The organism is Streptomyces hawaiiensis, assembly GCF_004803895.1.
Lineage (GTDB): Bacteria > Actinomycetota > Actinomycetes > Streptomycetales > Streptomycetaceae > Streptomyces > Streptomyces hawaiiensis.
Genome location: NZ_CP021978.1, coordinates 1,446,808 through 1,469,011, shown reverse-complemented (window position 1 = coordinate 1,469,011; position 22,204 = coordinate 1,446,808). Strand labels below are relative to the sequence as shown.

The following is a 22,204-nucleotide window of genomic DNA, read 5'->3' as shown; positions in this document are numbered from 1 at the left end:
TGCCGGTGCGGATACCGCCGGTAACATATCTGAATTCCCCGCGTTTTGAACTTGGGTCATCCGAACTCCTTGTTACCTGTGAGTCGCGTGTGCGAAAGTGAGCCGCCTCACAGCCGGGTCCGCAGCTGACGCGGCATAGGTATGCACCAATCACGCACCTGCTTTCCGACGGACGCGCAATTCGCATGCCGTTCTGCGGCTGGAAGGAAATGGTTCCGTGCAATCCCCCAACCCCCCACGCCCGCCGTACCCGCCACGACCCGGAGCGGGGCCCGCGGAGTCCGACCGCAATCTTCTCGCCCGGGTCGGCGAACCCACTGAAGGGCCGCGCGCCGTCGCGCTGTTGCTGGCGCGGCACTGGCGCTCGGTCTACGACTACGCCGTGATCTGCCTTGCGTCCTCGGAGGATTCCGCGTCGATGGCGGCAGCCGCCGCCTTCCGCGTGGAGCTGGCCCGGCCGGGCGGTGGCGCCCTGCGTCCGCGGCTGCTCACGGCCGTCCGGGAGACGGTCGGGGAGTGGGCCGCGGACGACGGCATTTCCGGAGTACTGCCGGAACTCCGCAAAACCGTCGGCGCCCGCGGCCTGCGCGCCGCCCGGTCCGGTACACCCGAAAGGCGACGCCTCGCGGAGCGGGCTTTCCGCGGTCTTCCGGGGGCTTCCCAATGCCTGCTGTGGCACAGGGAGGTCGAGGCCGAGTCCATATCCGTACCGGCCGGTCTGCTGGGAGTGGACGCCGGCACCGCGTCGGCCGCCCTGGAGCAGGCGCGCGAGCAATTCCGGTCGGGGTGCGTACGGGCGCACCGGGAACTCGCACCGACGCAGGAATGCCGCTACTACAACCGCCTGCTGGACGTTCCCATGCGCCGCGGCGGGGCCCTGCTGCCGGATGTGCAGCGGCATCTCATGGCATGCCGCTACTGCCGTCACGCCGCCGAACAACTCAGCCATTTCGAGGGCGGTCTGGAAGACCTGCTCGCCGAAACGGTGCTCGGCTGGGGCGCACGCCGCTACCTCGCCTCACGGCCGGGCCGCGACGGGGACCGGGGCGACCTGCCCGCCGGCGGACGCCACCGCCTGCGCTCCCGTGCCGAACCGGCGACCGGCCGGCCCGGGGCGCCGAGGAGGCACACGAAGGCGCTGGCCGCCGCGGTCGGGGTGACCTCACTGGTGCTGCTCGCGACCCTGCTCGCCGCCCGGGGCTGGACGGAGGAGGGCGGCACCACCGACTCGCAGGCCACCTGGGGCGCGGTCAGCGGCCACTCCGTCGACCCGGACGGCGCGGGAACCCCGTCCGTGCCGCCGGACTCCGCGACATCCTCGTCCACCGCTTCCCCGTCCGCCGGTTTCCCGTCGGCCGCCTCCGCCGGCAACCCCGCCGAAGTGGCCCGGGGGCGGCTGCGCAACCTCGCCGACGGCCTGTGCCTCGACATCCCGGGCGGCCGGACCCGGGCCGACGCCCGCGTCGTGCTGGCCGCCTGCTCCGCGGGCGGGTCCCAGCAGTGGTCGTACCAGGACGACGGCGTACTGCGCAGCACCGCCGACCCCACCCTGTGCCTCGCCTCCGACACGGCCGAGGGCTCGGTCGTCCTGGCCGGCTGTCTCGTGCACGCCGGAGTCGTCCGCTACGACCTGACCGTGCGCGGTGAACTCCTGCCGCGCGGGGGCAAGGGGCTGGCCCTCGCCCCCGGCAAGGGCCGGGACGTGATCGTCACCGGCCGCGACGGATCCGGGGCGCAACGCTGGACACTGGAACCGTCGTCCGCCCCCGGGGGTCCGGGGGAGTCCAGGCAGAAGCGAGCCGAGGACACTCCGCGCGAGAGCCGCCGGGAGCCCACGCGGCGGCCGTACGGCGAAGCCCCGCCCGGGCACCGGCCCGGACCGCCGCCCAGCACGTCCGGGAAGCTGCCGCAGGAGCGGTACGAGACGCGGTTCGCGCAGGTGGACTGCTGCGAGGAAGCCGGCCCCGGGGCTGGCGAGGCCGACACGGGGCCCGGCCCCGACGTCCTCGGTCCCGCGACCGCCACCGTGACCGACGCCGTGACGGCACTCCACTCCGCCGCCCTGCCGTAGAGCGGGCCGGGGTCGCCCGCCCGGGCGACCCCGCGGGCAGAGGTTCACCCGCCCCGCCCGTGGTGTCCGACGGAGCGTCAAGCGGCGTCTGGCGCATAGTGCGTCCATGACCGACACCGCGCCTCGCATCCCCCGGCGGTCCGCACTGCGTCTGATCGGCGGGGCGATCACCGTCGCCGCGGTGCCGTCGCCCGCCCACGCGCGCGGCGGGCCCGCGCCCCGCGTCGAGGCGCTGCTCGCCCGGCTCACCCTCGACGAGAAGATCTCCCTGCTGCACGGCGCCACCGACCCGCGCCCCCTCGGCCAAGCCGGATACGTGGCCGGAGTGGAGCGCCTCGGCATCCCCCCACTGCGTCTGGCCGACGGCCCGGCCGGTGTCCGTGTCACCCGGCACGCCACCGCCCTGCCCGCTCCCGTCCTGTTGGCCTCCGCCTTCGACCCCGGCCTGGCCCGGCGCTACGGCCGGGTCATCGGGCGGGAGGGCCGCGCCCTCGGCCAGGACGTGCTGCTGTCCCCGATGGTCAACCTCATCCGCACCCCGTACGCCGGCCGCAACTTCGAGACCTTCAGCGAGGATCCGCTGCTCTCCGCCCACCTGGTCGCCGCCGAGATCGAGGGCATCCAGAGCGAGGGACTCATCGCGACCGTCAAGCACTTCGCGCTCAACAACCAGGAGCGCGACCGCGCATCGGTCGACGTGCGGGTGGACGAGCGGACCCTGCACGAGACCGAGCTGCGCGGCTTCGAAGCGGCCGTCGCCGCCGGCACCGGCGCGGTGATGGGCGCGTACAACAAGGTCAACGGCACCTTCGCCTGCGAGAACGAGGCCCTGCTCACCGGCGTCCTGCGCGAGCGGTGGGGCTTCACCGGCTTCGTCATGACCGACTGGTCCGCCGCACACAGCACCCGCGAGGCCCTGCTGGCGGGTCTCGACATGGAGATGCCCGACGGCACCCACTACGGCACCGCCCTCCGCACGGCCGTACGGGACGGCGGCGTGCCCGAGGCGTATGTCGACCGGGCCGTGCGCCGCGTCCTGGCCGTCATGGACCGCTTCGGACTGCTCGACGGCATCGCCCCGCACCGGCCGGAGCGGGACGCGGCAGCCGGTGCGGCCATCGCCCGCGAGGTCGCCGAGGCGGGCGCCACCCTGCTGCGCAACGCCCACAAAACCCTGCCCCTGAGCGACGGCGGCAGCGTGGCGGTGATCGGCCCGACCGGCGCCCGGCCCCTGGTCAGCGGCGGTGGCAGTGCCCACGTCGTGCCCGAGCACGCCGACAGCCCCCTCGACGCCATCCGGTCGCGCGCCGCCCGGGTGACCTACGCGCTCGGCGAGGACGCCTTCGGCAAACCCCTCCCGGCCGATGTGCTCGACCCCGCCTTCGACACCGAGGCGCACCACGTCGAGGCAGGCCGCACCTGGACGTACGACGGCACCCTCACCGTCACCGAGGCCGAGGAGTGGACGCTCGTCCTGCACTACTCCGCCACGCACCCGCTCCGCCCGAAGGTCCTGCTCGACGGCGAGGAACTGTTCCCGCTGGTCCCCGGCTGGAGCGAGTACTTCACCGGAGGCCTGCTCACGCACGCGGCCGACGGCCTGTCCGTGCGCCGCAGGGTCATGAAGCCGACCGAGGGCACCCACCGGCTGTCGATCACCGCCCGGGGCGGGGAGACCGGTCAGCTGTTCCGGCTGCGCCGGATCACCGCCGCGACTCGGGCCGGGGACGTCACGCAGGCCGTACGGGCCGCCCGCGCCGCCCGGGATGTCGTCCTCTTCGCCTACGAGGACGCCATCGAGGGCCAGGACCGCACGACCATCGCCCTCCCCGGCAACCAGGAGCGGCTGATCGACGCCGTGACGGCCGCCAACCCGCGCACCACCGTCGTCCTCAACACCTCGTCCGCCACGTCGATGCCCTGGCTGGAGCGCACCGGCGCCGTGCTCCAGATGTACTACCCGGGCCAGGAGGGCGCCGCCGCGACCGCCGCCGTCCTGTTCGGCGACCGCGACCCCGGCGGCCGCCTCACCCAGAGCTTCCCAGCCGGCGACGACCGGCACCCGGTCGCCGGGGACCCGCGCCGCTACCCGGGCGTCGACGGCACCGAGGAGTACACGGAGGGCATCCACGTCGGTCACCGCTGGTACGACGCCGAGCGCGTGCGGCCGCTGTTCCCCTTCGGCCACGGCCTGTCGTACACGTCCTTCGCCTACGAGGAGCCCGAGGCGGTCTGGACGGCGGACGGCCTCGACGTCGCCTTCACGGTCCGCAACACCGGCGAGCGCGACGGCGTGGACGTGCCGCAGGTGTACGCGGGTCCCTCCCCGGACGTCCCGCTCGACCAGCCGGTACGCGTGCTGGCCGGCTACCGGCGGCTCACTCTGCGGGCGGGGCTGGAGCGGCGCGTCACCGTCCGCGTCGAGCCCCGGGCCCTGTCCTCCTGGGACCCGGACGTCCACGACTGGGTGCTGGGCACCGGGACCCGGACCCTGTGGATCGGGGCGTCGTCACGGGATCTGCGGCTGCGTCTGGACGCGAGGGTGGGCGGCTGACACCGTGCGGGAGGCGGTACGACCGGGAGGCGCCTGGCATCGAACCGGAACAAACTGGTACTCCTCCTGAGGCCGCCCGCAGAAACCCCAGGGAGTCATTCATGCCCGAGGCCCCGCGCCAGGACAGCAGGACCGCACCGACCGACGAGGAACTGCGCACGCTGGACGCCCACTGGCGGGCCGCCAACTACCTGGCGGCTGGTCAGATCTACCTGCTGGCCAACCCCCTGCTCACCGAGCCGTTGCGGCCCGAGCACATCAAGCCGCGGCTGCTGGGCCACTGGGGCACCTCACCCGGACTGAACCTGGTCCACACCCACCTCAGCCGGGTGATCAAGGCACGCGAGCTGGACGCCCTGTGCGTCTGGGGCCCGGGTCACGGCGGGCCGTCGGTCCTCGCCAACTCCTGGCTGGAGGGCAGCTACAGCGAGAAGTACCCGGACGCGTCCCGGGACGCGCAGGGCATGGAGCTGCTGATGCGGCAGTTCTCCTTCCCCGGCGGTGTGCCCAGCCACGTCGCCCCCGAGGTGCCCGGCTCGATCCACGAGGGCGGCGAACTCGGCTACTCCCTCGCCCACGCCTACGGCGCCGCCCTCGACAACCCGGGCCTGCTGGTGGCCTGCGTGATCGGCGACGGCGAGGCGGAGACCGGCCCGCTGGCCGGGTCCTGGCACGCCAACAAGTTCCTCGACCCCGTCCACGACGGTGCCGTCCTGCCGATCCTGCACCTCAACGGCTACAAGATCGCCAACCCGACCGTGCTGTCCCGCCTCCCGGAGGAGGAGCTCGACGCGCTGCTGCGCGGCTACGGCCACGAGCCGATCCACGTCGCCGGCGACGACCCGGCCACCGTCCACCGCGCGATGGCCGAGGCCATGGACACCGCGCTCGACCGCATCGCCGGCGCACAGCGCGCCGCCCGCGAGGACGGCGTGACCGAGCGCCCGCACTGGCCGGTGATCGTGCTGCGCACCCCCAAGGGCTGGACCGGCCCGGCCGAGGTCGACGGCGAACCGGTCGAGGGCACCTGGCGCGCCCACCAGGTGCCGCTGTCCGGCGTCCGCGACAACCCCGAGCACCTGCGGCAACTGGAGTCCTGGCTGCGCTCCTACCGGCCCGAGGAGCTGTTCGACGCCGAGGGCCGCCCGGTCGCGGACGTCCTCGCCTGCGTCCCCGACGGCACCAGGCGCCTCGGCGCCACCCTCTATGCCAACGGCGGACTGCTCGTCCGCGACCTGCCGATCCCGTCCCTGGACGACTTCGCCGTCCCCGTCGACAAACCCGGTACGACGCTGCACGAGCCGACCCGGGTCCTCGGCGACCTCCTCGCCCGGGTCATGCGCGACACCTCCGACCGCCGCGACTTCCGCCTCGTCGGCCCGGACGAGACCGCCTCCAACCGGCTCCAGGCCGTCTACGACGCCAGCGGCAAGACCTGGCAGGCCGAGACCCTGCCCGTGGACGAGGACCTGGACCGGCACGGCCGGGTGATGGAGGTCCTCTCCGAACACCTCTGCCAGGGCTGGCTAGAGGGGTACCTCCTCACCGGCCGGCACGGGCTGTTCTCCTGCTACGAGGCGTTCGTGCACATCGTCGACTCCATGGTCAACCAGCACATCAAGTGGCTGCGCACCTCCCGCCGGCTGCCCTGGCGCGCCCCCATCGCCTCGCTGAACTACCTGCTGACCTCCCATGTGTGGCGGCAGGACCACAACGGCTTCTCCCACCAGGACCCCGGCTTCGTCGACCACGTCCTCAACAAGAGCCCCGAGGTCGTCCGCGTCTACCTCCCGCCGGACGCCAACACCCTGCTGTCGGTGGCGGACCACGCCCTGCGCAGCCGCGACTACGTCAACGTGATCGTGGCCGGCAAGCAGCCCTGCTTCGACTGGCTCTCGATGGACGAGGCGCGGGTCCACTGCGCCCGCGGCGCCGGCGTCTGGGAGTGGGCCGGCACCGAGGACGGCACCGAGCCCGATGTCGTGCTGGCCTGCGCCGGTGACGTCCCGACCCAGGAGACCCTGGCCGCCGCGCACCTGCTCCGCAGGCACCTGCCCGAGCTGGCCGTCCGCGTGGTCAACGTCGTCGATCTCGCCCGGCTGCTGCCGCAGGAGGAGCACCCGCACGGGATGAGCGACCACGAGTACGACGGCCTGTTCACCACCGACAAGCCGGTGATCTTCGCCTACCACGGCTACCCGTGGCTCATCCACCGTCTCGCCTACCGCCGCACCGGGCATCGGCATCTGCACGTGAGGGGCTACAAGGAGGCCGGCACCACGACCACCCCGTTCGACATGGTCGTCCGCAACGACCTCGACCGCTACCGCCTGGTCATGGACGTCATCGACCGCGTCCCCGGCCTCGCGGTCCGCGCCACGGCCGTACGCCAGCGGATGGCCGACGCCCGCACCCGCCACCACGCCTGGATCCGCGAGCACGGCACCGACCTGCCCGAGGTCGCCGAGTGGAGCTGGAACGCCTGAGCCGCGAGGGACGTCCCAAGAGCCGGTAGGCTTCCCGGGGCACGCAGGGAAGCTCAGGGAAAGGAACCGGCGTTGCACGTCCAGGAGTGGCTCGAAACCGTACCCGCGGTCGCCGTCTACACACTGGTGGGGCTGGTCATCGGCCTGGAAAGCCTGGGTATCCCGCTGCCGGGCGAGATCATCCTCGTCTCCTCGGCGCTGCTCGCGTCCCAGCACGGCGAGATCGACCCCGTCGTCCTCGGCGCCAGCGCCACGGCCGGCGCGATCATCGGCGACTCGATCGGCTACGCCATCGGCCGCAAGGGTGGTCGGCCGCTGCTGGCCTGGCTGGGCGGCAAGTTCCCCAAGCACTTCAGCGAGGGCCATATCGCCACCGCCGAGCGCTCCTTCGAGAAGTGGGGCATGTGGGCCGTCTTCTTCGGCCGCTTCGTCGCCCTTCTGCGCATCTTCGCGGGCCCCCTCGCCGGGGTACTCCGCATGCCGTACTGGAAGTTCCTGATCGCCAACGTCCTCGGCGGCATCGTCTGGGCGGGCGGCACGACGGCGGTCATCTACTACGTCGGCATCGTCGCGGAGTCCTGGCTCAAGCGCTTCTCGTGGCTCGGTCTGGTCGCGGCGGTCCTGGTGGGCCTCACATCCATGCTGGTGCTCAAGCGCAAGGCGAAGAAGGCCCAGCCGGTACCCGCCGCGGAGTAGAGCGGCTTCCGTCCTACGCGTGCACCTCGCGGTGCGCCTTCGCCAGCTCGGCGTACATCGTGCCGTTGAGGGTGACTCCCTGCCGCTCCTCCTCCGACAGCTCCCGCCGGACCTTCGCGGGCACCCCCGCCACCAGCGACCCGGGCGGCACGACCATCCCCTGCGGCACCAGCGCCTGCGCGGCGATGAGCGACCCGGCCCCGATCACCGCGCCGTTCAGGACCGTCGCACCCATCCCGATCAGACAGTCGTCCTCGACCGTCGCCCCGTGCACCACGGCGTTGTGCCCGATGCTCACCCGCTCACCGACGCTCACGGGAAACCCCGGGTCGGCGTGGAGCGTGCAGTTGTCCTGGACGTTGCTGCTCGCCCCGACGGAGATCGACTCGACGTCACCGCGCACCACGGCGCCGTACCAGACGCTTGCCCCCGCCGCCAGCGTCACGCCCCCGATCACCGACGCCGTCGGCGCCACGAACGCCGTCTCGTCGATCTCCGGCTCCCTGCCGCCGATCCCGGTGATCATCGCCCGCTGACCCATGTCCGCCTCCCAGCGCCGTAGACAACGCGCACACCGTACGCCACCCCGGTGGGGCGAAGATCACAGGTATCCGGCGCCGCGCGTGGAGCTACCGCTGAGTACCGTGAGCTCGTGCCGAAGCGCAAGAACACGTTCTCATCCTGGCGGCGGGGCCTGACGCAGCGCGCCGTCCACGCGGGCTGGGCCTGGGTGCAGCGCACGGGTTCCGTCACCGCCGAGCACCCCGGCCGCTACCGCTTCGGCGCGATGGGAACAGGTACCAGACTGGCCTTCCCGCTCGGCACGGTCTTCGGTGAACCCTGGATCCGCCTCGGCTCCCACTGCATCATCGGTGAGCAGGTCACCCTCACCGCGGGTCTGATGCCCGACCTCGACCTGGGCCCGGACGCCATCCTGCGGCTCGGCGACGGCGTCGTCCTGGGCCGCGGCAGCCACGTCATCGCCGACACGACGGTCACGATCGGCAGCGACTGCTACTTCGGCCCGTACGTCTACGTCACGTCCACGAACCACTCCTACGACGATCCGCACGAGCCGATCGGCAAGCAGTGGCCGCGGATGGAGCCGGTGGCGATCGGGCCCGGCTGCTGGATCGGCACGGGCGCGGTGATCCTGCCGGGCGCCCGGATCGGGCGGAACGTGGTGGTGGCCGCGGGCGCGGTCGTGCGGGGCACGGTGCCCGACCACGCCGTGGTGGCGGGCGCACCGGCCCGCGTCGTACGGCGCTGGACCGCCGCCGACGGCTGGCAGCCGCCCCTGCGCACCCCGGCGCCGGTCCCGATACCGGAGGGCGTCACGCCCGAGCAGCTGCGCGCGCTGTCGGGCCTGGACGAGGAGACGGCGGCCCGGCTGGCCGAGCTGGACGAGGAGCCGGCGGCCGGACTCGCGGAGCTGGAGCCGGGTTCCTGAACCGTTGGGCTGGCCTGCGTCGGTGGCTCCCCGGGGCCGGCTCCTGAACTGGTTGGGCTGGCTGCGTCGGTGGCTCCCCGGGGCCGGACCTTGAACTGGTTGGGCTGGCCTGCGTCGGTGGCTCCCCGGGGCCGGACCTTGAACCGGTTGGGCTGGCCTGCGTCGGTGGCTCCCCGGGGCCGGACCCTGAACCGGTTGGGCTGGCTGCGCCGGCGGCACCCCGGAGCCGGCCCTGAACCGTTCCGTTCAGCCCGACGCCAGCAGGACCGTCCCCACCAGGGCCAGTCCCGCCCCCGCGGCCTGCACGGCCCGCAGCCGTTCGCGCAGGACGCCCCGCGCGGCCACGGCCGTCACCACCGGGTACAGGGAGGCCAGCACGGCGGCGACCGTCACCGGGCCGTGCTGCGCGGCGATCGAGTACGTGCCGTTGGCGGCGACGTCCGCGAGGCCGACGAAGGCGAGGGCGGGCAGGGTGCGCCAGGGGAAGCCGTCCGCCGGAAGGGCGGGCGCACCACGTCGTACCGACACGAACAGCGCCAGCCCGCCCGCGGCGACGTTGGTCACCCGCTGGACGAACAGGGCGAGGAACAGACCGGTCAGCGTCGTCGACGCCTCGGCGATGAGGGCCATCACCGCGCCGAAGCCGAACGCCGCGAGCAGGGTCAGGGCGACGGCCTGGCGCTGGACGGGGGCGCCGCGGAACTGGGGGCCGCCGGCCAGGCACACACCGGCGACGGCGACCAGGATGCCGACGAACTGCAGCAGGCCGGGGCGCTCGCCCAGCACCAGGCCCACCCCGACCGGCACCGCCACACCGATCGACCCCAGCGGCGAGACCACGCCCATCGGGCCCAGCGCGAGCGCCTTGTAGAAGGCGAGCATCGCCACCGGCCCGACGAGCCCGGCCGCCACGGCGAACCACAGCTGCGGCCCCGCCTCGCTCCAGCCGCCGGTCGCCACCACGACAGCGCCGAGCACCACCGCCGCGATCGACTGCGAGACCACGACCACCGTGAGAGCGGGCGTGCGCCGGGTCAGCAGACCGCCGCCGAAGTCGGCCAGACCCCACAACAGGCTGGTGGCCAGGGCGAAGAGCGCTGTCATGGGACGGATACCTCGCAGTACAGTTCGGTGAACGATCAGGTCAACCACACCATAGTGCAGTCGGTTGCACTGTGTCATACAGAATATTGGACGGAACGTGTCGGACCTCGACCTGCTGACCCAGTCCCTGGCGCGGAGCGTCAAGCACTGGCGCGCGGTGCGCGGCTTCACCCTGGACGTGCTCGCCGCCCGGGCGGGGGTCAGCCGCGGCATGCTCATCCAGATCGAGCAGGCCCGTACCAACCCCAGCCTCGGCACCGTCGTCAAGATCGGCGACGCACTCGGCGTCAGCATCACCACCCTGCTCGACTACGAGCAGGGCCCGAACGTCCGCATCGTCCCGGCCGAGCAGGCCGTACGGCTGTGGCACACCGACGCCGGCAGCTACAACCGGCTTCTCGCGGGCACCGAGGCGCCCGGCCCGCTGGAGCTGTGGGACTGGCGGCTCATGCCCGGCGAGAGCAGCCCGTCGGACCCGCACCCCGCCGGCACGACCGAACTGCTGCACGTCACGGCGGGCGAACTGACCCTCACCGTCGACGGCGTCGAGCACCGGGTGCCCGCGGGCGCCAGCGTCCACTTCGAGGCCAACGTCCCGCACACGTACGGCAACACCGGCGAGGGGCCCATGGAGATGGTCATGGCCGTCTCGGTGCCGCCCGTGACCTGAGACGCCCGGTCCGCCGACGGTCCGCTGTTGTTAGCGTGCGGCCATGCGCGCACCCATCGGACACTTCGACAACGCCCGCCCGGCCCCGCCTGCCTCGACGAACTCACCGCCCCGGTCGCCGACGCCGTACGCCGTTGGCGGGCCAGTGTCCCCGCCGAGCACCTCGTCTACGTCGACACCGACCCCGAGTGGGCCGACACCGCCACCTTCGTGGAGCACTACGGGCAGGACCTGCTGGAGCGGTCGGCGAACTGCGTGGTCGTCGCGGGCAAGCGCGGCGGCGAGTCCACGCTCGCCGCGTGCGTCGTGCTGTCCACCACCCGGGTCGACGTGAACGGCGTCGTGCGCCGCCGGCTCGGTGCCCGCAAGGCCTCCTTCGCCTCCATGGACACGGCCACCGGCGAGACCGGCATGGAGTACGGCGGCATCACCCCGCTCGGACTGCCGGAAAGCTGGCCGGTCCTGGTGGACGCCGCCGTCGTCGACCTGCCGTACGTGCTGGTCGGCAGCGGCCGGCGGCGCGGCAAGCTGCTGGTCCCGGGCAAGGCGTTCGCGGAACTGCCGGGTGCGGTGGTGCTGGAGGGGCTCGGGGTCTCCTGACCTACGCCGCGACGTGGTGAGCCAGTGGCAGATGGGGGTCGCTCTCGCCCGGGGCCGGCTCCGGATCCGCGTGTACCAGGGCCGCGGTCAGGCGCGGTACCGCGTGCAGCAGCGCGTGCTCGGCGTCCACGGCGATGCGGTGGGCCTCGCGCACCGTCACCTCGCCGTCCACCACGACCGCCACCTCGGCGCGCAGCCGGTGGCCGATCCAGCGCAACCGCAGCTCACCCACTCCGCGCACCCCGGGAACCTCGGTCAGGGCCCGCTCGGCCCGGTCCACCAGCGCCGGGTCGACGGCGTCCATCACCCGGCGGAACACCTCCCGGGCCGCGTCCCGCAGGACCAGGACGATCGCCGCCGTGATCACCAGCCCGACGACCGGGTCCGCCCGTTGCCATCCGAGGGCCGAGCCTCCGGCGCCCAGCAGCACGGCCAGTGAGGTGAATCCGTCGGTACGGGCGTGCAGCCCGTCGGCGACCAGCGCCGCCGAGCCGATCGAGCGGCCGACGCGGATGCGGTAGCGGGCCACCCACTCGTTGCCGGCGAAGCCGACGAGAGCGGCCACGGCGACCGCCGGGACGTGTGTGACCGGGCGCGGATCCAGCAGCCGGTCCACGGCCGTCCAGCCCGCGAAGGCCGCGGAGGCGGCGATCGTCAGCACGATCACCAGCCCCGCCAGGTCCTCGGCCCGCCCGTAGCCGTAAGTGAAGCGGCGCGTGGCCGCGCGCCGGCCCAGCACGAAGGCGATCCCGAGCGGGACGGCGGTCAGCGCGTCCGCGGTGTTGTGCACCGTGTCCCCGAGCAGCGCCACCGATCCGGAGAAGGCCACCACGACCGCCTGGGCCAGCGCCGTCACGCCGAGGACGACGAGCGAGACCCACAGCGCCCGCATCCCGCGGGCCGAGGACTCCAGGGCGGAGTCGACCTTGTCGGCCGTCTCGTGGGAGTGCGGGGCGAGGAGGTGGCCGATCCGATGGCGCAGGCCGTGCCGCTGCCGCCGGTCGTGCCGGTGCCCGTGGGTGTGGTCGTGGGGGTGGGAGTGCTCGTGCCGGTCGCTCACGTGGGTCCCCTTTCGGTGCGCGCGAGAGTGGACGTACCCATGCCGAGGCGCCATTATGTGCGTATGAGCGCACGCATGCACCTGTCATCTGCGCATAATGCGCATCCGCGCAGCCCCGGCGAGGAGCAGCTCGCGCTCGCCGCGGAACTCCTCGCCCTGCTGGGGGACCGCACCCGGCTCGCCCTGCTGCACGCGCTGACCGGGTCGGAGGCCGACGTCACGACGCTCACGCAGGCGTGCGGGGCGGCCAGACCGGCCGTCAGCCAGCACCTGGCCCGACTGCGCCTCGCGGGCCTGGTGAACACGCGCAAAGAGGGCCGCCGGGTGATCTACTCACTCCGCGACGGCCATCTGCGCCGGCTCGTCGACGAGGCGCTGAACGTGGCCGACCACCGCCTCAGCGACCGCCCCCCGCACGACTGAGTACGGCCCGCTCAGTGACGCGCCGCCGTCCCGAGGTACTGCTCGGCGAAGGCGGCGGCCGCCGCGGGCGAGGTGAACAGGCGGCGCAGCCGGGCGAGCGTGGTGCCCGCGCGGAAGGGGTCGCCCGCCGCCGTGCCGTGGTACACCTCGGACAGCCACTGCGAGAACTCCTGGTAGTCCCACACGCGCCGCAGACACGCCTGCGCGTAGCCGTCGAGGCCGCTGCCGTCGCCGGTGGTCAGCCGGGCGACCAGGGCGTCGCCGAGCAGGAAGGCGTCGTGCAGGGCGAGGTTCATGCCCTTGGCGGCGATGGGGGCGACCAGATGGGCCGCGTCCCCGGCGAGGTAGAGCCGGCCGTGCACCATCGGCTCGACCACGTAATCGTGCATGTCCAGTACGCGCTTCTCGATCAGCCGGCCCTCGGTCAGCGGCGGCACACCGGCCGCCCCGAGCCGTTCCTGGAGCTCCGACCAGACGCGTTCGTGCGGCCAGTTCTCCGGGTCGTCGCCCGGCGGGCACTGGAGGTAGTAGCGGGTCACCTGCGGACTGCGGGGCATCTGTCCGGCGAAGCCGCGCGCGTGGCAGCCGAACAGCACGCAGTCGGCGGACGGCGGCGCCTCGGCGAGCAGGGCCAGCCAGCCGATGCCGTAGTCGTGCCGCGCGATCCGGACCCGCTCGGGCGGGAGCGAGGCCCGGGTCACTCCGCGTGCCCCGTCGCACCCGGCGACGAAGTCGCAGTGCACGACGTGGCGTTCACCCGTCTCGGGGCAGGTGTACGACACCGACGGCCGGTCGGTGCCGAGGTCCTGGACCCGCACGTCCCGGACGCCGAAGCGGATCCGGCCGCCCCGGACATCGGCGTACTCGCGCACCAGGTCCGTCACCAGCAACGGCTGCGGGTAGACGAAGTGGTGGCTGCCCGTCAGCTCGCCGTACGGGAACCGATAACGCTCCCCGACGAAGCGGAACTCGCAGGCCGTGTGCAGTTCCGCGCTGTCCAGCAGATTGCGGGCGAGACCCCGCTTCTCCAAGCCGCGTACGGCCCATTCCTCGATGACCCCGGCCCGGGGCCGCTGTTCGATGAACTCCCGGGTCTCGGTCTCCAGCACCAGGCAGTCCACGGACGCGGCCCGCAGGATGTTGCCGACCGTCAGACCCGCGGGACCGGCACCCACGACAACGACTGGGAAGCGTTGCGGGGCGCCGGAGTCCGCGGGCGGAAAGGCGTGGGTCATGCGCACATTATGGAGGCCGGTCTCAGTGGACGGGCACCTCCTCGACCGTCACCTCCTCGATGCTTCGCTCGATCTCCCCGGACGGGGAGGCGCAGGCCCGGGCCCAGTAGTAGATCGCCAGCGAGAACACCGCGACGACCAGGATGTCCCACCACAGTCCGAGGTGCCCCTGGCCGCCGAAGCCGCCCTGCCAGGAGATGACGCCCATGCCCAGCAGGTAGACGGGCAGCCACTGGGCGGCCTTGAAGTCGAGGCGGGGCGCGTCGGGCAGACCCTTGCGGGTGGCGTACCAGGCGTAGCCGCCGAGCAGGACGTAGCCGAGGACGATGGCCACGCCGAGCCGCCACAGGGTGTCCCAGGTGGACCAGTAGATGATGAGGTTGGCCACCACGAACGACAGCGGCGAGAGGACCTTCCCGGCGGGCAGGCGGTAGGGGCGCGCCCGGTGCGGCAGCCGGTCCGCGAAGACGCCGTAGGCCAGCGGGGCGCCCGCGTACATCAGCACGCTCGCCGAGGTGATGAAGCTGACCAGCTGCTGCCAGCTCGGGAACGGCAGGAAGCAGACCACGCCGGTCACGAAGGACACGATCAGCCCGAACCACGGCACACCGCGCGCGTCGGTGCGGGCGAAGAGCTTCGGCGCGTAGCCGTTGCGGGCCAGCCCGTAGGAGACGCGGGACGTGGCCGTCGTGTAGATCAGGCCGGTGCCGCCGGGGGAGACCACCGCGTCCAGGTACAGCACCACGCTCAGCCAGCCGAGGCCCACCACGGTCGCCAGGCCCGCCCACGGGCCGCTGATGCCGGGGTAGTCGAGCTTGGTCCAGCCGTGCGCGAAGGAGCTCAGCGGCAGGGCGGCGATGAAGACGACCTGGAGCAGGACGTAGATGGCCGCCCCGATGGCGACCGAGCCGATCGTGGCGCGCGGCAGGTCCCGCTGCGGGTCGCGGCTCTCGCCCGCCAGCTGGATCGCCTGCTCGAAGCCCAGCAGGGCGAAGATGATGCCGCTGGAACTGACGGCGCTCAGCACCCCGTGGGCCCCGAACGGGGCGAAGCCGTGCTCGGTGAAGTTGCCCGGGTGGAAGTTGCCGGCCGCGATGATGAAGATCGCGGCCAGCGGCACGGCCACCTTCCACCAGGTGGCGGCGCTGTTGGTGTGGGCCAGGATCCGCACGCCGAGGAAGTTGACGACGACGAACACGGCCATCAGCGCGACGGCGACGACGAAGCCGCTCGTCGTCAGCGTCCCGTCCTTCGCGTGCTGGAAGCCCCGCGCCCAGTGCCAGTGTCCGGCGTAGCCGATCATGGCCTCGACCTCGATCGGGGCCACCGTCGCCGCCTGGAGCCAGGAGAACCAGCCGAAGGACATGCCGGCCAGCCCGCCGAACGCGTAGTGCGGATAACGGGCCGTGCCGCCCGCGACCGGGAACATGCCGCCGAGTTCCGCGTGCACCAGGGCCAGCAGCACGATCGCAACGGCGCCGATCAGCCAGGACAGGATCGCCGCGGGGCCGGCCGCCACGACGGCCTTCTCGGCGCCGTACAACCAGCCCGAGCCGATGATGGACCCGACCGACGCCCACATGAGCCCGATCAGCCCGACATCCCGGCGCAGGCCGTTTCTTTCCATGAATGCGGGGCCTCTCATCAGTGAACTCGAAGAGTCCGGAGCAAGAGGCCTCAGGTTAGGAATCGGTCAGCCGGCGGAAGAAGACCAGTTGTGCAGCCTTGACCGGGCGCGGGTGTTTCGTGGGAAACGCTTCAGGATTCCTGTACGCGGTGATGAGACAGCCGTGGGATCTCGATCGCCGGGCAGCGGTCCATCACCATCTCCAGCCCCGCCGCGCGGGCCCGGTCGTACGCCCCCTCGTCGATGACGCCGAGCTGGAACCAGACGGCCTTCGCGCCCTTGGCGGCCGCCTCGTCCGCGACGGCCCCGGCGAGGTCGCTGTTCACGAACACGTCGACGACGTCCACGTCGAAGGGGATGTCCGCCAGGCTCGCGTACCCCTTCTCCCCGTGCACCGTCTCCGCCTTCGGATGCACCGGCACGACGCGCTTGCCGAAGCGCTGGAGCACGGCCGCGACGCCGTACGCCGCCCGCTGCTCGTTCGACGACAGGCCCACCACGGCCCAGGTGTCGCCGAGCTCGGTGAGGATCCTGCGGACCGCTGCCTCGTCGCCGTACACCGGCGGCCTCCTCGGGAGTCGTGGACGAACTGCTCTCCCGGCAACGACGCGGAGTGCGCGGTGATTCCCGGGCGCCTCCGTGATAGCTTGCCGAGGCCAGTCGAACCCATGTACGTGGGTCAGGGAATCCGGTGCGAATCCGGAACTGACGCGCAGCGGTGAGGGGGACGGGCGGGGCCTCGGCCACTGGACGACTCGGTCGTCCGGGAAGGCGTCCCGCACCGGGTGAACCCGAGTCCGAAGACCTGCTGGCGGCCCCCGCGGCCGCACGCGGCGGGGGAGCACCGTACGACCGGGCTCCGCGAATGGGCCCTCGACGACTGAGGACTGGTTCCCGTGCCCCTCGCTCCACCCGCCCGTGCCGCTGCCCTGCTCGCGGCCGGCTCCCTGCTCCTGACCGGCTGCGGGGGCGCCGAGGCCACCGACGCGAAGGCCGCCGTCACACTCTCCAACTGCGGGCACGAGGTCCGCGTCGCGGCCGCGCCGCGGCACGCCGTGTCCCTCAACCAGGGCACCACCGAGATCCTGCTCTCCCTCGGCCTGGCCGACCGCCTCGCGGGCACGGCCACCTGGACCGACCCCGTGATGAAGGGGCTGGAGAAGGCCGACGCCGAGGTGCCGCGCATCGCCGACAACACCCCGTCCTTCGAACGCGTCCTGGACGCCGAGCCCGACTTCGTCGCCGCGTCGTTCGTCTCCACCCTCGGCAAGGGCGGCGTCGCCACCCGCGAGCAGTTCGAGAAGCTCGGCGTCCCCACCTACGTCTCCCCGTCCGACTGCGCGGGCAAGGACAACTCGGGCGGCGGTGACGGCGCACGCGACAAGGCTCTGGGCATCGACACCGTCTACGGCGAAGTATGTGACCTCGCGACCGTGTTCGGAGTGAAGGGTCGCGGCGACGCGCTCGTGTCCTCCCTCCGGCAGCGCATGAAGAAGGCCACGGCGGGCATCGACGCCTCCGACGTCACCCTCCTCTACTGGTTCGCGAACTCCGAGTCGCCCTACATGGCGGGCTGTTGCGGAGCGCCCGGCATCATCACCCGGGCCCTCGGCGCGAAGAACGTCTTCGACGACACACACGAGGAGTGGCCGCAGGTCAACTGGGAGACGGTCGCCGACCGCGACCCCGACGTCCTCGTCATCGGCGACCTGACCCGTAAGTCGCAGACCGCCGAGTCGGCCGCGAAGAAGATCGCCTTCCTGGAGTCCAACCCGGTCACCAGGAACATGGACGCCGTCCGGCACAAGCGGTACGTGCTGCTCAGCGGGCAGGCCATGAACCCGACCATCCGCACCGTCGAGGGCGTGGAGCAGGTGGCCGCCGGGCTGCGCCGGTCCGGGCTGGTGAAGTGACCGCCCAAGGTCCGCCGGATGCCGGGGTCCGGCCCCGGCGCGGGGCCGGACTCGCCCTGGGGGCGGCCGGGGCCGTCGCGCTCGCCGCGTCCGTCGCGGTGGCCCTCACCATCGGTCCCGCCGACCTCCGCGTCGGTGACGTGTGGTCCGTCGTGGCCGCCCACCTCGGCCTCGGCAGCTCGCAGCTGACGCCGATCCGGGACGGGATCGTCTGGCAGCTGCGACTGCCGCGCACCCTGCTCGCGGCCGTGTGCGGAGCCGGACTCGCCGTGTGCGGGGCGGTGATGCAGTCGCTGCTGCGCAACCCGCTCGCCGACCCCTTCGTACTCGGGGTGTCCTCGGGCGCCTCCACCGGAGCGGTCCTCGTGGTCGTGCTCGGCGCGGGTGGCGGTGCCCTCTCGGTGTCGGCGGGCGCGTTCCTCGGCGCCCTGCTGTCCTTCGCGCTGGTGCTGCTGCTCAGCCACACCCTCGGCGGCACCACCGACCGGGTGGTCCTCGCGGGCGTCGCCGCCATGCAGCTCTTCTCCGCGCTCACCTCCTTCGTCGTGATGACCTCCGCCGACGCCGAGACCACCCGCGGTGTGCTGTTCTGGCTCCTCGGCTCACTCGGCGGCGCCGGCTGGACCGACGTATGGCTGTGCCTGGCGGTGCTGGCCGTGGCGCTCGTGGTGTGCCTGTCGTACGCCCGTACCCTCGACGCCTTCGCCTTCGGGCAGGACGCGGCGGCCGCGCTCGGGGTGTCCGTCGCCCGCACCCGCCTGGTGCTGCTGTGCGTCACGGCCCTGCTCACCGCCGCGCTGGTCAGCTCGGCCGGGGCGATCGGCTTCGTCGGACTGGTCCTGCCGCACGCCGCCCGGGCCCTGACCGGCCCCGGGCACACGCGGCTGCTGCCGGTCACCGCCCTCGCGGGGGCGGTGTTCCTCGTATGGGTGGACACCCTGGCCCGAACGGTCCTCGATCCGCAGGAGGTTCCGGTGGGGGTCGTGACGTCGCTGATCGGGGTGCCGGCGTTCGTGGCGGTGCTGTACCGGACGCGGAGGGCGCGGTGAGCGGCGCGGGGGCGACGGCGGGGGCGGGGCTGCGGGCCGACCGGGTCAGCCGCAGTGCCGGCGGGCGTCTCATCCTGGACGGCGTCGCCCTCGCCCCGGAGACCGGCTCCACGGTCGGCGTCCTCGGTCCCAACGGCTCCGGCAAGTCCACGCTGCTGCGGCTGCTGGCCGGGCTGCTCACGCCGACCTCCGGAGTCGTCACCCTCGACGGCACACCGCTGGGCGACCTGCCCCGCCGCACGGTCGCACGCCGCCTCGCCGTCGTCGAGCAACAGTCGGACACCCAGGTGGAGTTGACGGTCGAGGACATTGTGCGGCTGGGTCGCGTCCCGCACCGCCGCGCCTGGACACCCGCCTGCGCGGACGACGAGCGGGCCGTGCGCGCCGCCCTGGAGCGCACGGGCCTCGACGGCCGCTCCGGCCGACTCTGGCACACCCTCTCGGGCGGCGAACGCCAGCGGGTGCAGATCGCCCGCGCGCTCGCCCAGGAACCCCGCGAACTCCTCCTCGACGAACCCACCAACCACCTCGACATCCACCACCAGCTCGACCTGCTCACCCTGGTCACAGGCCTGCCGGTCACGACCGTCGTCGCCCTGCACGACCTCAACCTCGCGGCGATGTACTGCGATCGGGTCGTCGTACTGTCCGCGGGGCGGGTCGTGGCGGGAGGCACCCCCGAGGACGTCCTCACGGCCGAGCTCATCGCCGAGGTGTACGGGGTGCGGGCCGCCGTCAGCCGCGAAGGGCCCGAGGGGCGGCCCCATGTGCGGTTCCTGGGCACGCTGGCCTGACAGGAGCGGCCGGGCACGCCATTGGTGGGGCGATTGTCGCCACGGTGGCCGGAAAACGCCGCACCTGCCTGCGCGTGCCCGCCCGCCCGCCTACGCTCACCTCGTGCTGCGCATCATCGACGCCCGAACCCGTGAGCCGGTCGACCCCGCCCCGGCCCGCCGGGGCCTGACCCGTGTCGTGGTGCACGCGCCCGGCTCCGACACGACGAACCTGCGGGTGCTGCTCGTCGGGGACCTGCTCGTGCGGACCCTGGAACTCGGCGGCACACCGGTCTGGGCCCTGCTGACCGGCGGCCGGCGGCAGCCGGAGCTGCGCGCGGGCGCCGCGACGCTCGGCATCCGCCCTTTCGAGGACAGCCCCGACGTCGGTGCGGGCCTGGGCGAGGCCCAGGTCGTCCATGTCACCGCCGAGGGCGGGGCGGTGGCCGACGGGGTACGGATCGCCGTCGCGCCGGTCGAGCCGGGCCCGACGGACCACTGCGACCCCGCCGCCCTGCGCCTCGCCCTGATCTCCCGTCACCACAGCGCCCCCGTCCGGCTGGAGGCGGCCCGACTCGACGACGCCCGCGCCACCCTCGCCCGCTGGCGCGGTGCGGTCGCCCGCTGGGCACGGCAGCCCTCACGGCCGATTCCCGACGCCGTGCGGGGGCGGCTGCGCGACGCCTGGGAGGACGACCTGGACGTGCCCCGGGTGCTGGACGTGCTCCGTCAGGTCGAGACCGAGCCGGACCTGCCCGACGGCGCCCGGTTCGAGACGTACGCCTACGCCGACCGGCTCCTCGGCCTCGACCTCACCCGCGACCTGGGATCCCCGTCGTGATCGAACGCGCCGGAGCAGGCCCGCAGCGCCGCCTGGTCGTGCTGCGGCACGCCAAGTCCGCCTGGCCCCTGGACGTCGCCGACCACGAACGTCCTCTCGCCCCGCGCGGCCGCCGGGACGCCCCCGCAGCCGGGCGGGCCCTGGCCGACGCGGACCTCCTGCCGGACCTCGCGCTGTGCTCCACCGCCGTACGCGCCCGCCGGACCTGGGGCCTGGCCGCCGCCGAGTGGGGCACACCCCCGCCGGTCCGCCACGACCGGCGGCTGTACGCCGCCGGCCCCTCCGGCCTGCTGGCCGTCGTCCACGAGGTGCCCGCCGAGGTGGAGACGCTGCTGCTGATCGGGCACAACCCCGGGCTGGAGGAACTGGTCCTGGCCCTCGCCGGCGACGGCCTCGACGACACCCTGGAGCAGGTCCGTACGAAGTTCCCCACCTCGGCGATCGCCGTCCTGTCCTGGCGCGGCACGGCCTGGCCCGCCCTCGCCCCCGGCACCGCGCTGCTCACGTCCCTGACCGTGCCCCGGGGCGCGAAGAAGTAGCCCCGGGCCCGCGCATAGGCTGGCCGGATGCAGGACGAATACCGCACGGTCGCCGGCGCCGGCGTGCACGAGACCGAGGTCAACCGCTCCCGCTTCCTGTGCGCCCTCGCCCCGGCGGCCACCGAGCAGGAGGCGCAGGACTTCATCGCCACGGTCCGCAAGGAACACGCCGACGCCTCCCACAACTGCTGGGCCTACGTCATCGGCGCCGACGCCTCCGTCCAGAAGGCGAGCGACGACGGCGAACCCGGCGGCACCGCCGGCGTCCCCATGCTCCAGATGCTGCTGCGCCGCGACATGCGGTACGTCGTCGCCGTCGTCACCCGCTACTACGGCGGCGTCAAACTCGGCGCCGGCGGTCTGATCCGCGCCTACGGCGGAGCGGTCGGCGAGGCCCTTGACACCCTCGGCACCCGCACCCGCCGCAGGTTCCGGCTGGCCACGGTCACCGTCGACCACCAGCGGGCCGGCAAACTCGAGAACGACCTGCGCACCACCGGGCACGAAGTCCGCGGCGTGCGCTACGAGGAGGCGGTCACGATCGACATCGCCCTCCCGGACGCCGACGTGGACACCTTCCGGTCCTGGCTCGCCGACGCCACCGCCGGGACGGCCGGGTTCGAACCGGGCGGGGAGGCGTACGGGGACGCCTGACTGCGGCGCCGCCTCGAACGCCGGGTACCGGCGGGGACGCGCGCCGGTGAGCGAGACGACGTGCGGCACAGCCGCCGAGGTCCGCCCCCGCGGCCGGACCGGCCATGCCGGGGCGGAGCGCTGGACCACGACCGTCCTGCTGTCGCCGAGGAGGGTCAGCGGCCGGTGCCGTGACCCGGCCCCGGCCGTCACGGGCTCGACGCCCTCGTGCCCCGCCCCCCGGGCCGCCGCCGGGAGCGGCTCAGTAGCCGTAGGCGCTCGGCGCGTTCTGTCCGCCGTCCCCCGGGAATGTTCGCGCCGTTGACCGCGCCCGGCCCGAGAGCAGGAACGCGATCACCTCGGCGACATCCCGCGGATCGAGCAGGCGGCCGCCGGGGAACTCCTGCTCGAACCGGCGGTAGGCCCCCCCGATCCTCGTCCCGGAGCCTCGCCCAGCCTTTGCCCCGGGCCGACGTCGGT

At 73.3% G+C, this 22,204-nt stretch carries 19 protein-coding genes, 1 pseudogene and 1 riboswitch; of the genes and pseudogenes, 14 read left to right on the top strand and 6 right to left on the bottom strand.

The window, feature by feature from the left end:
* Positions 1–217 precede the first annotated feature (217 nt).
* From CEB94_RS06765 to CEB94_RS06750, 4 genes are all read left to right on the top strand, one after another.
* Positions 218–2,071, top strand: coding sequence for an RICIN domain-containing protein (locus CEB94_RS06765; RefSeq protein WP_246111747.1), 1,854 nt, complete (start codon positions 218–220; stop codon positions 2,069–2,071).
* Between the two features lie 106 nt (positions 2,072–2,177).
* A complete protein-coding gene (locus CEB94_RS06760) occupies positions 2,178–4,625 on the top strand; it encodes a beta-glucosidase family protein (protein ID WP_175431296.1) in 2,448 nt (815 codons plus the stop codon).
* 101 nt (positions 4,626–4,726) lie between these two features.
* On the top strand, positions 4,727–7,111 hold the full coding sequence (locus CEB94_RS06755) for a phosphoketolase family protein (protein WP_175431295.1): 2,385 nt from the start codon (positions 4,727–4,729) through the stop codon (positions 7,109–7,111).
* A gap of 72 nt (positions 7,112–7,183) precedes the next feature.
* Positions 7,184–7,807: a DedA family protein gene (locus tag CEB94_RS06750; RefSeq protein WP_175431294.1), complete on the top strand. Its 624-nt coding sequence runs from the start codon at positions 7,184–7,186 to the stop codon at positions 7,805–7,807.
* A 13-nt stretch (positions 7,808–7,820) separates the two neighbouring features.
* Here the strand turns inward: CEB94_RS06750 and CEB94_RS06745 are convergent, their stop codons facing one another.
* Positions 7,821–8,348 carry a gamma carbonic anhydrase family protein gene (locus CEB94_RS06745; RefSeq protein ID WP_175431293.1) on the bottom strand — a complete coding sequence of 176 codons (528 nt, stop codon included), beginning with the start codon at positions 8,346–8,348 and terminating at the stop codon, positions 7,821–7,823.
* A gap of 111 nt (positions 8,349–8,459) precedes the next feature.
* On the opposite strand from CEB94_RS06745, the gene CEB94_RS06740 reads away from it, so the two are divergent.
* Positions 8,460–9,257: an acyltransferase gene (locus CEB94_RS06740; RefSeq protein WP_175431292.1), complete on the top strand. Its 798-nt coding sequence runs from the start codon at positions 8,460–8,462 to the stop codon at positions 9,255–9,257.
* 246 nt (positions 9,258–9,503) lie between these two features.
* On the opposite strand, the gene CEB94_RS06735 is transcribed toward CEB94_RS06740, so the two are convergent.
* On the bottom strand, positions 9,504–10,361 hold the full coding sequence (locus CEB94_RS06735; protein ID WP_175431291.1) for a DMT family transporter: 858 nt from the start codon (positions 10,359–10,361) through the stop codon (positions 9,504–9,506).
* 97 nt (positions 10,362–10,458) lie between these two features.
* Between CEB94_RS06735 and CEB94_RS06730 the strand changes: the two genes are divergently transcribed.
* Both CEB94_RS06730 and CEB94_RS06725 read left to right on the top strand, forming a co-directional pair.
* Positions 10,459–11,031, top strand: a complete 573-nt coding sequence (locus CEB94_RS06730) for an XRE family transcriptional regulator (RefSeq protein WP_175431290.1) — start codon at positions 10,459–10,461, stop codon at positions 11,029–11,031.
* A gap of 43 nt (positions 11,032–11,074) precedes the next feature.
* Positions 11,075–11,631 (top strand): annotated as a pseudogene (locus tag CEB94_RS06725) (YbaK/EbsC family protein).
* A 1-nt stretch (position 11,632) separates the two neighbouring features.
* Here the strand turns inward: CEB94_RS06725 and CEB94_RS06720 are convergent.
* A complete protein-coding gene (locus CEB94_RS06720; RefSeq protein WP_425472433.1) occupies positions 11,633–12,745 on the bottom strand; it encodes a cation diffusion facilitator family transporter in 1,113 nt (370 codons plus the stop codon).
* 9 nt (positions 12,746–12,754) lie between these two features.
* Between CEB94_RS06720 and CEB94_RS06715 the strand changes: the two genes are divergently transcribed.
* A complete protein-coding gene (locus CEB94_RS06715; RefSeq protein WP_175431288.1) occupies positions 12,755–13,114 on the top strand; it encodes an ArsR/SmtB family transcription factor in 360 nt (119 codons plus the stop codon).
* A gap of 11 nt (positions 13,115–13,125) precedes the next feature.
* On the opposite strand, the gene CEB94_RS06710 is transcribed toward CEB94_RS06715, so the two are convergent.
* The 3 genes from CEB94_RS06710 to CEB94_RS06700 form a co-directional block, all read right to left on the bottom strand.
* Positions 13,126–14,349 carry a 4-hydroxybenzoate 3-monooxygenase gene (locus tag CEB94_RS06710; RefSeq protein ID WP_175431287.1) on the bottom strand — a complete coding sequence of 408 codons (1,224 nt, stop codon included), beginning with the start codon at positions 14,347–14,349 and terminating at the stop codon, positions 13,126–13,128.
* Positions 14,350–14,371: 22 nt separating this feature from the next.
* Positions 14,372–15,976 carry an APC family permease gene (locus tag CEB94_RS06705; RefSeq protein WP_175431286.1) on the bottom strand — a complete coding sequence of 535 codons (1,605 nt, stop codon included), beginning with the start codon at positions 15,974–15,976 and terminating at the stop codon, positions 14,372–14,374.
* Positions 15,977–16,107: 131 nt separating this feature from the next.
* On the bottom strand, positions 16,108–16,536 hold the full coding sequence (locus tag CEB94_RS06700; RefSeq protein ID WP_175431285.1) for a CoA-binding protein: 429 nt from the start codon (positions 16,534–16,536) through the stop codon (positions 16,108–16,110).
* Between the two features lie 80 nt (positions 16,537–16,616).
* Positions 16,617–16,803: riboswitch (cobalamin riboswitch) on the top strand.
* Between the two features lie 69 nt (positions 16,804–16,872).
* On the opposite strand from CEB94_RS06700, the gene CEB94_RS06695 reads away from it, so the two are divergent.
* The 6 genes from CEB94_RS06695 to CEB94_RS06670 all read left to right on the top strand — a co-directional run bounded on the left by CEB94_RS06695 (position 16,873) and on the right by CEB94_RS06670 (position 21,745).
* Positions 16,873–17,889 (top strand): ABC transporter substrate-binding protein, encoded by a 1,017-nt coding sequence (locus CEB94_RS06695; protein ID WP_175431284.1) that lies wholly within the window; start codon positions 16,873–16,875, stop codon positions 17,887–17,889.
* A complete protein-coding gene (locus CEB94_RS06690; RefSeq protein ID WP_175431283.1) occupies positions 17,886–18,938 on the top strand; it encodes a FecCD family ABC transporter permease in 1,053 nt (350 codons plus the stop codon). The genes CEB94_RS06695 and CEB94_RS06690 overlap by 4 nt, the downstream gene beginning before the upstream one ends.
* On the top strand, positions 18,935–19,732 hold the full coding sequence (locus tag CEB94_RS06685) for an ABC transporter ATP-binding protein (protein ID WP_175431282.1): 798 nt from the start codon (positions 18,935–18,937) through the stop codon (positions 19,730–19,732). The genes CEB94_RS06690 and CEB94_RS06685 overlap by 4 nt, the downstream gene beginning before the upstream one ends.
* Before the next feature lie 103 nt (positions 19,733–19,835).
* Positions 19,836–20,552 (top strand): hypothetical protein, encoded by a 717-nt coding sequence (locus tag CEB94_RS06680; RefSeq protein ID WP_175431281.1) that lies wholly within the window; start codon positions 19,836–19,838, stop codon positions 20,550–20,552.
* Entirely contained in the window at positions 20,549–21,091 is a 543-nt protein-coding gene (locus tag CEB94_RS06675; RefSeq protein ID WP_175431280.1) for a SixA phosphatase family protein, read from the top strand. Before CEB94_RS06680 ends, CEB94_RS06675 begins: the two co-directional genes overlap by 4 nt.
* A 27-nt stretch (positions 21,092–21,118) precedes the next feature.
* Positions 21,119–21,745 (top strand): YigZ family protein, encoded by a 627-nt coding sequence (locus CEB94_RS06670; protein WP_175431279.1) that lies wholly within the window; start codon positions 21,119–21,121, stop codon positions 21,743–21,745.
* Positions 21,746–22,204: the final 459 nt, after the last annotated feature.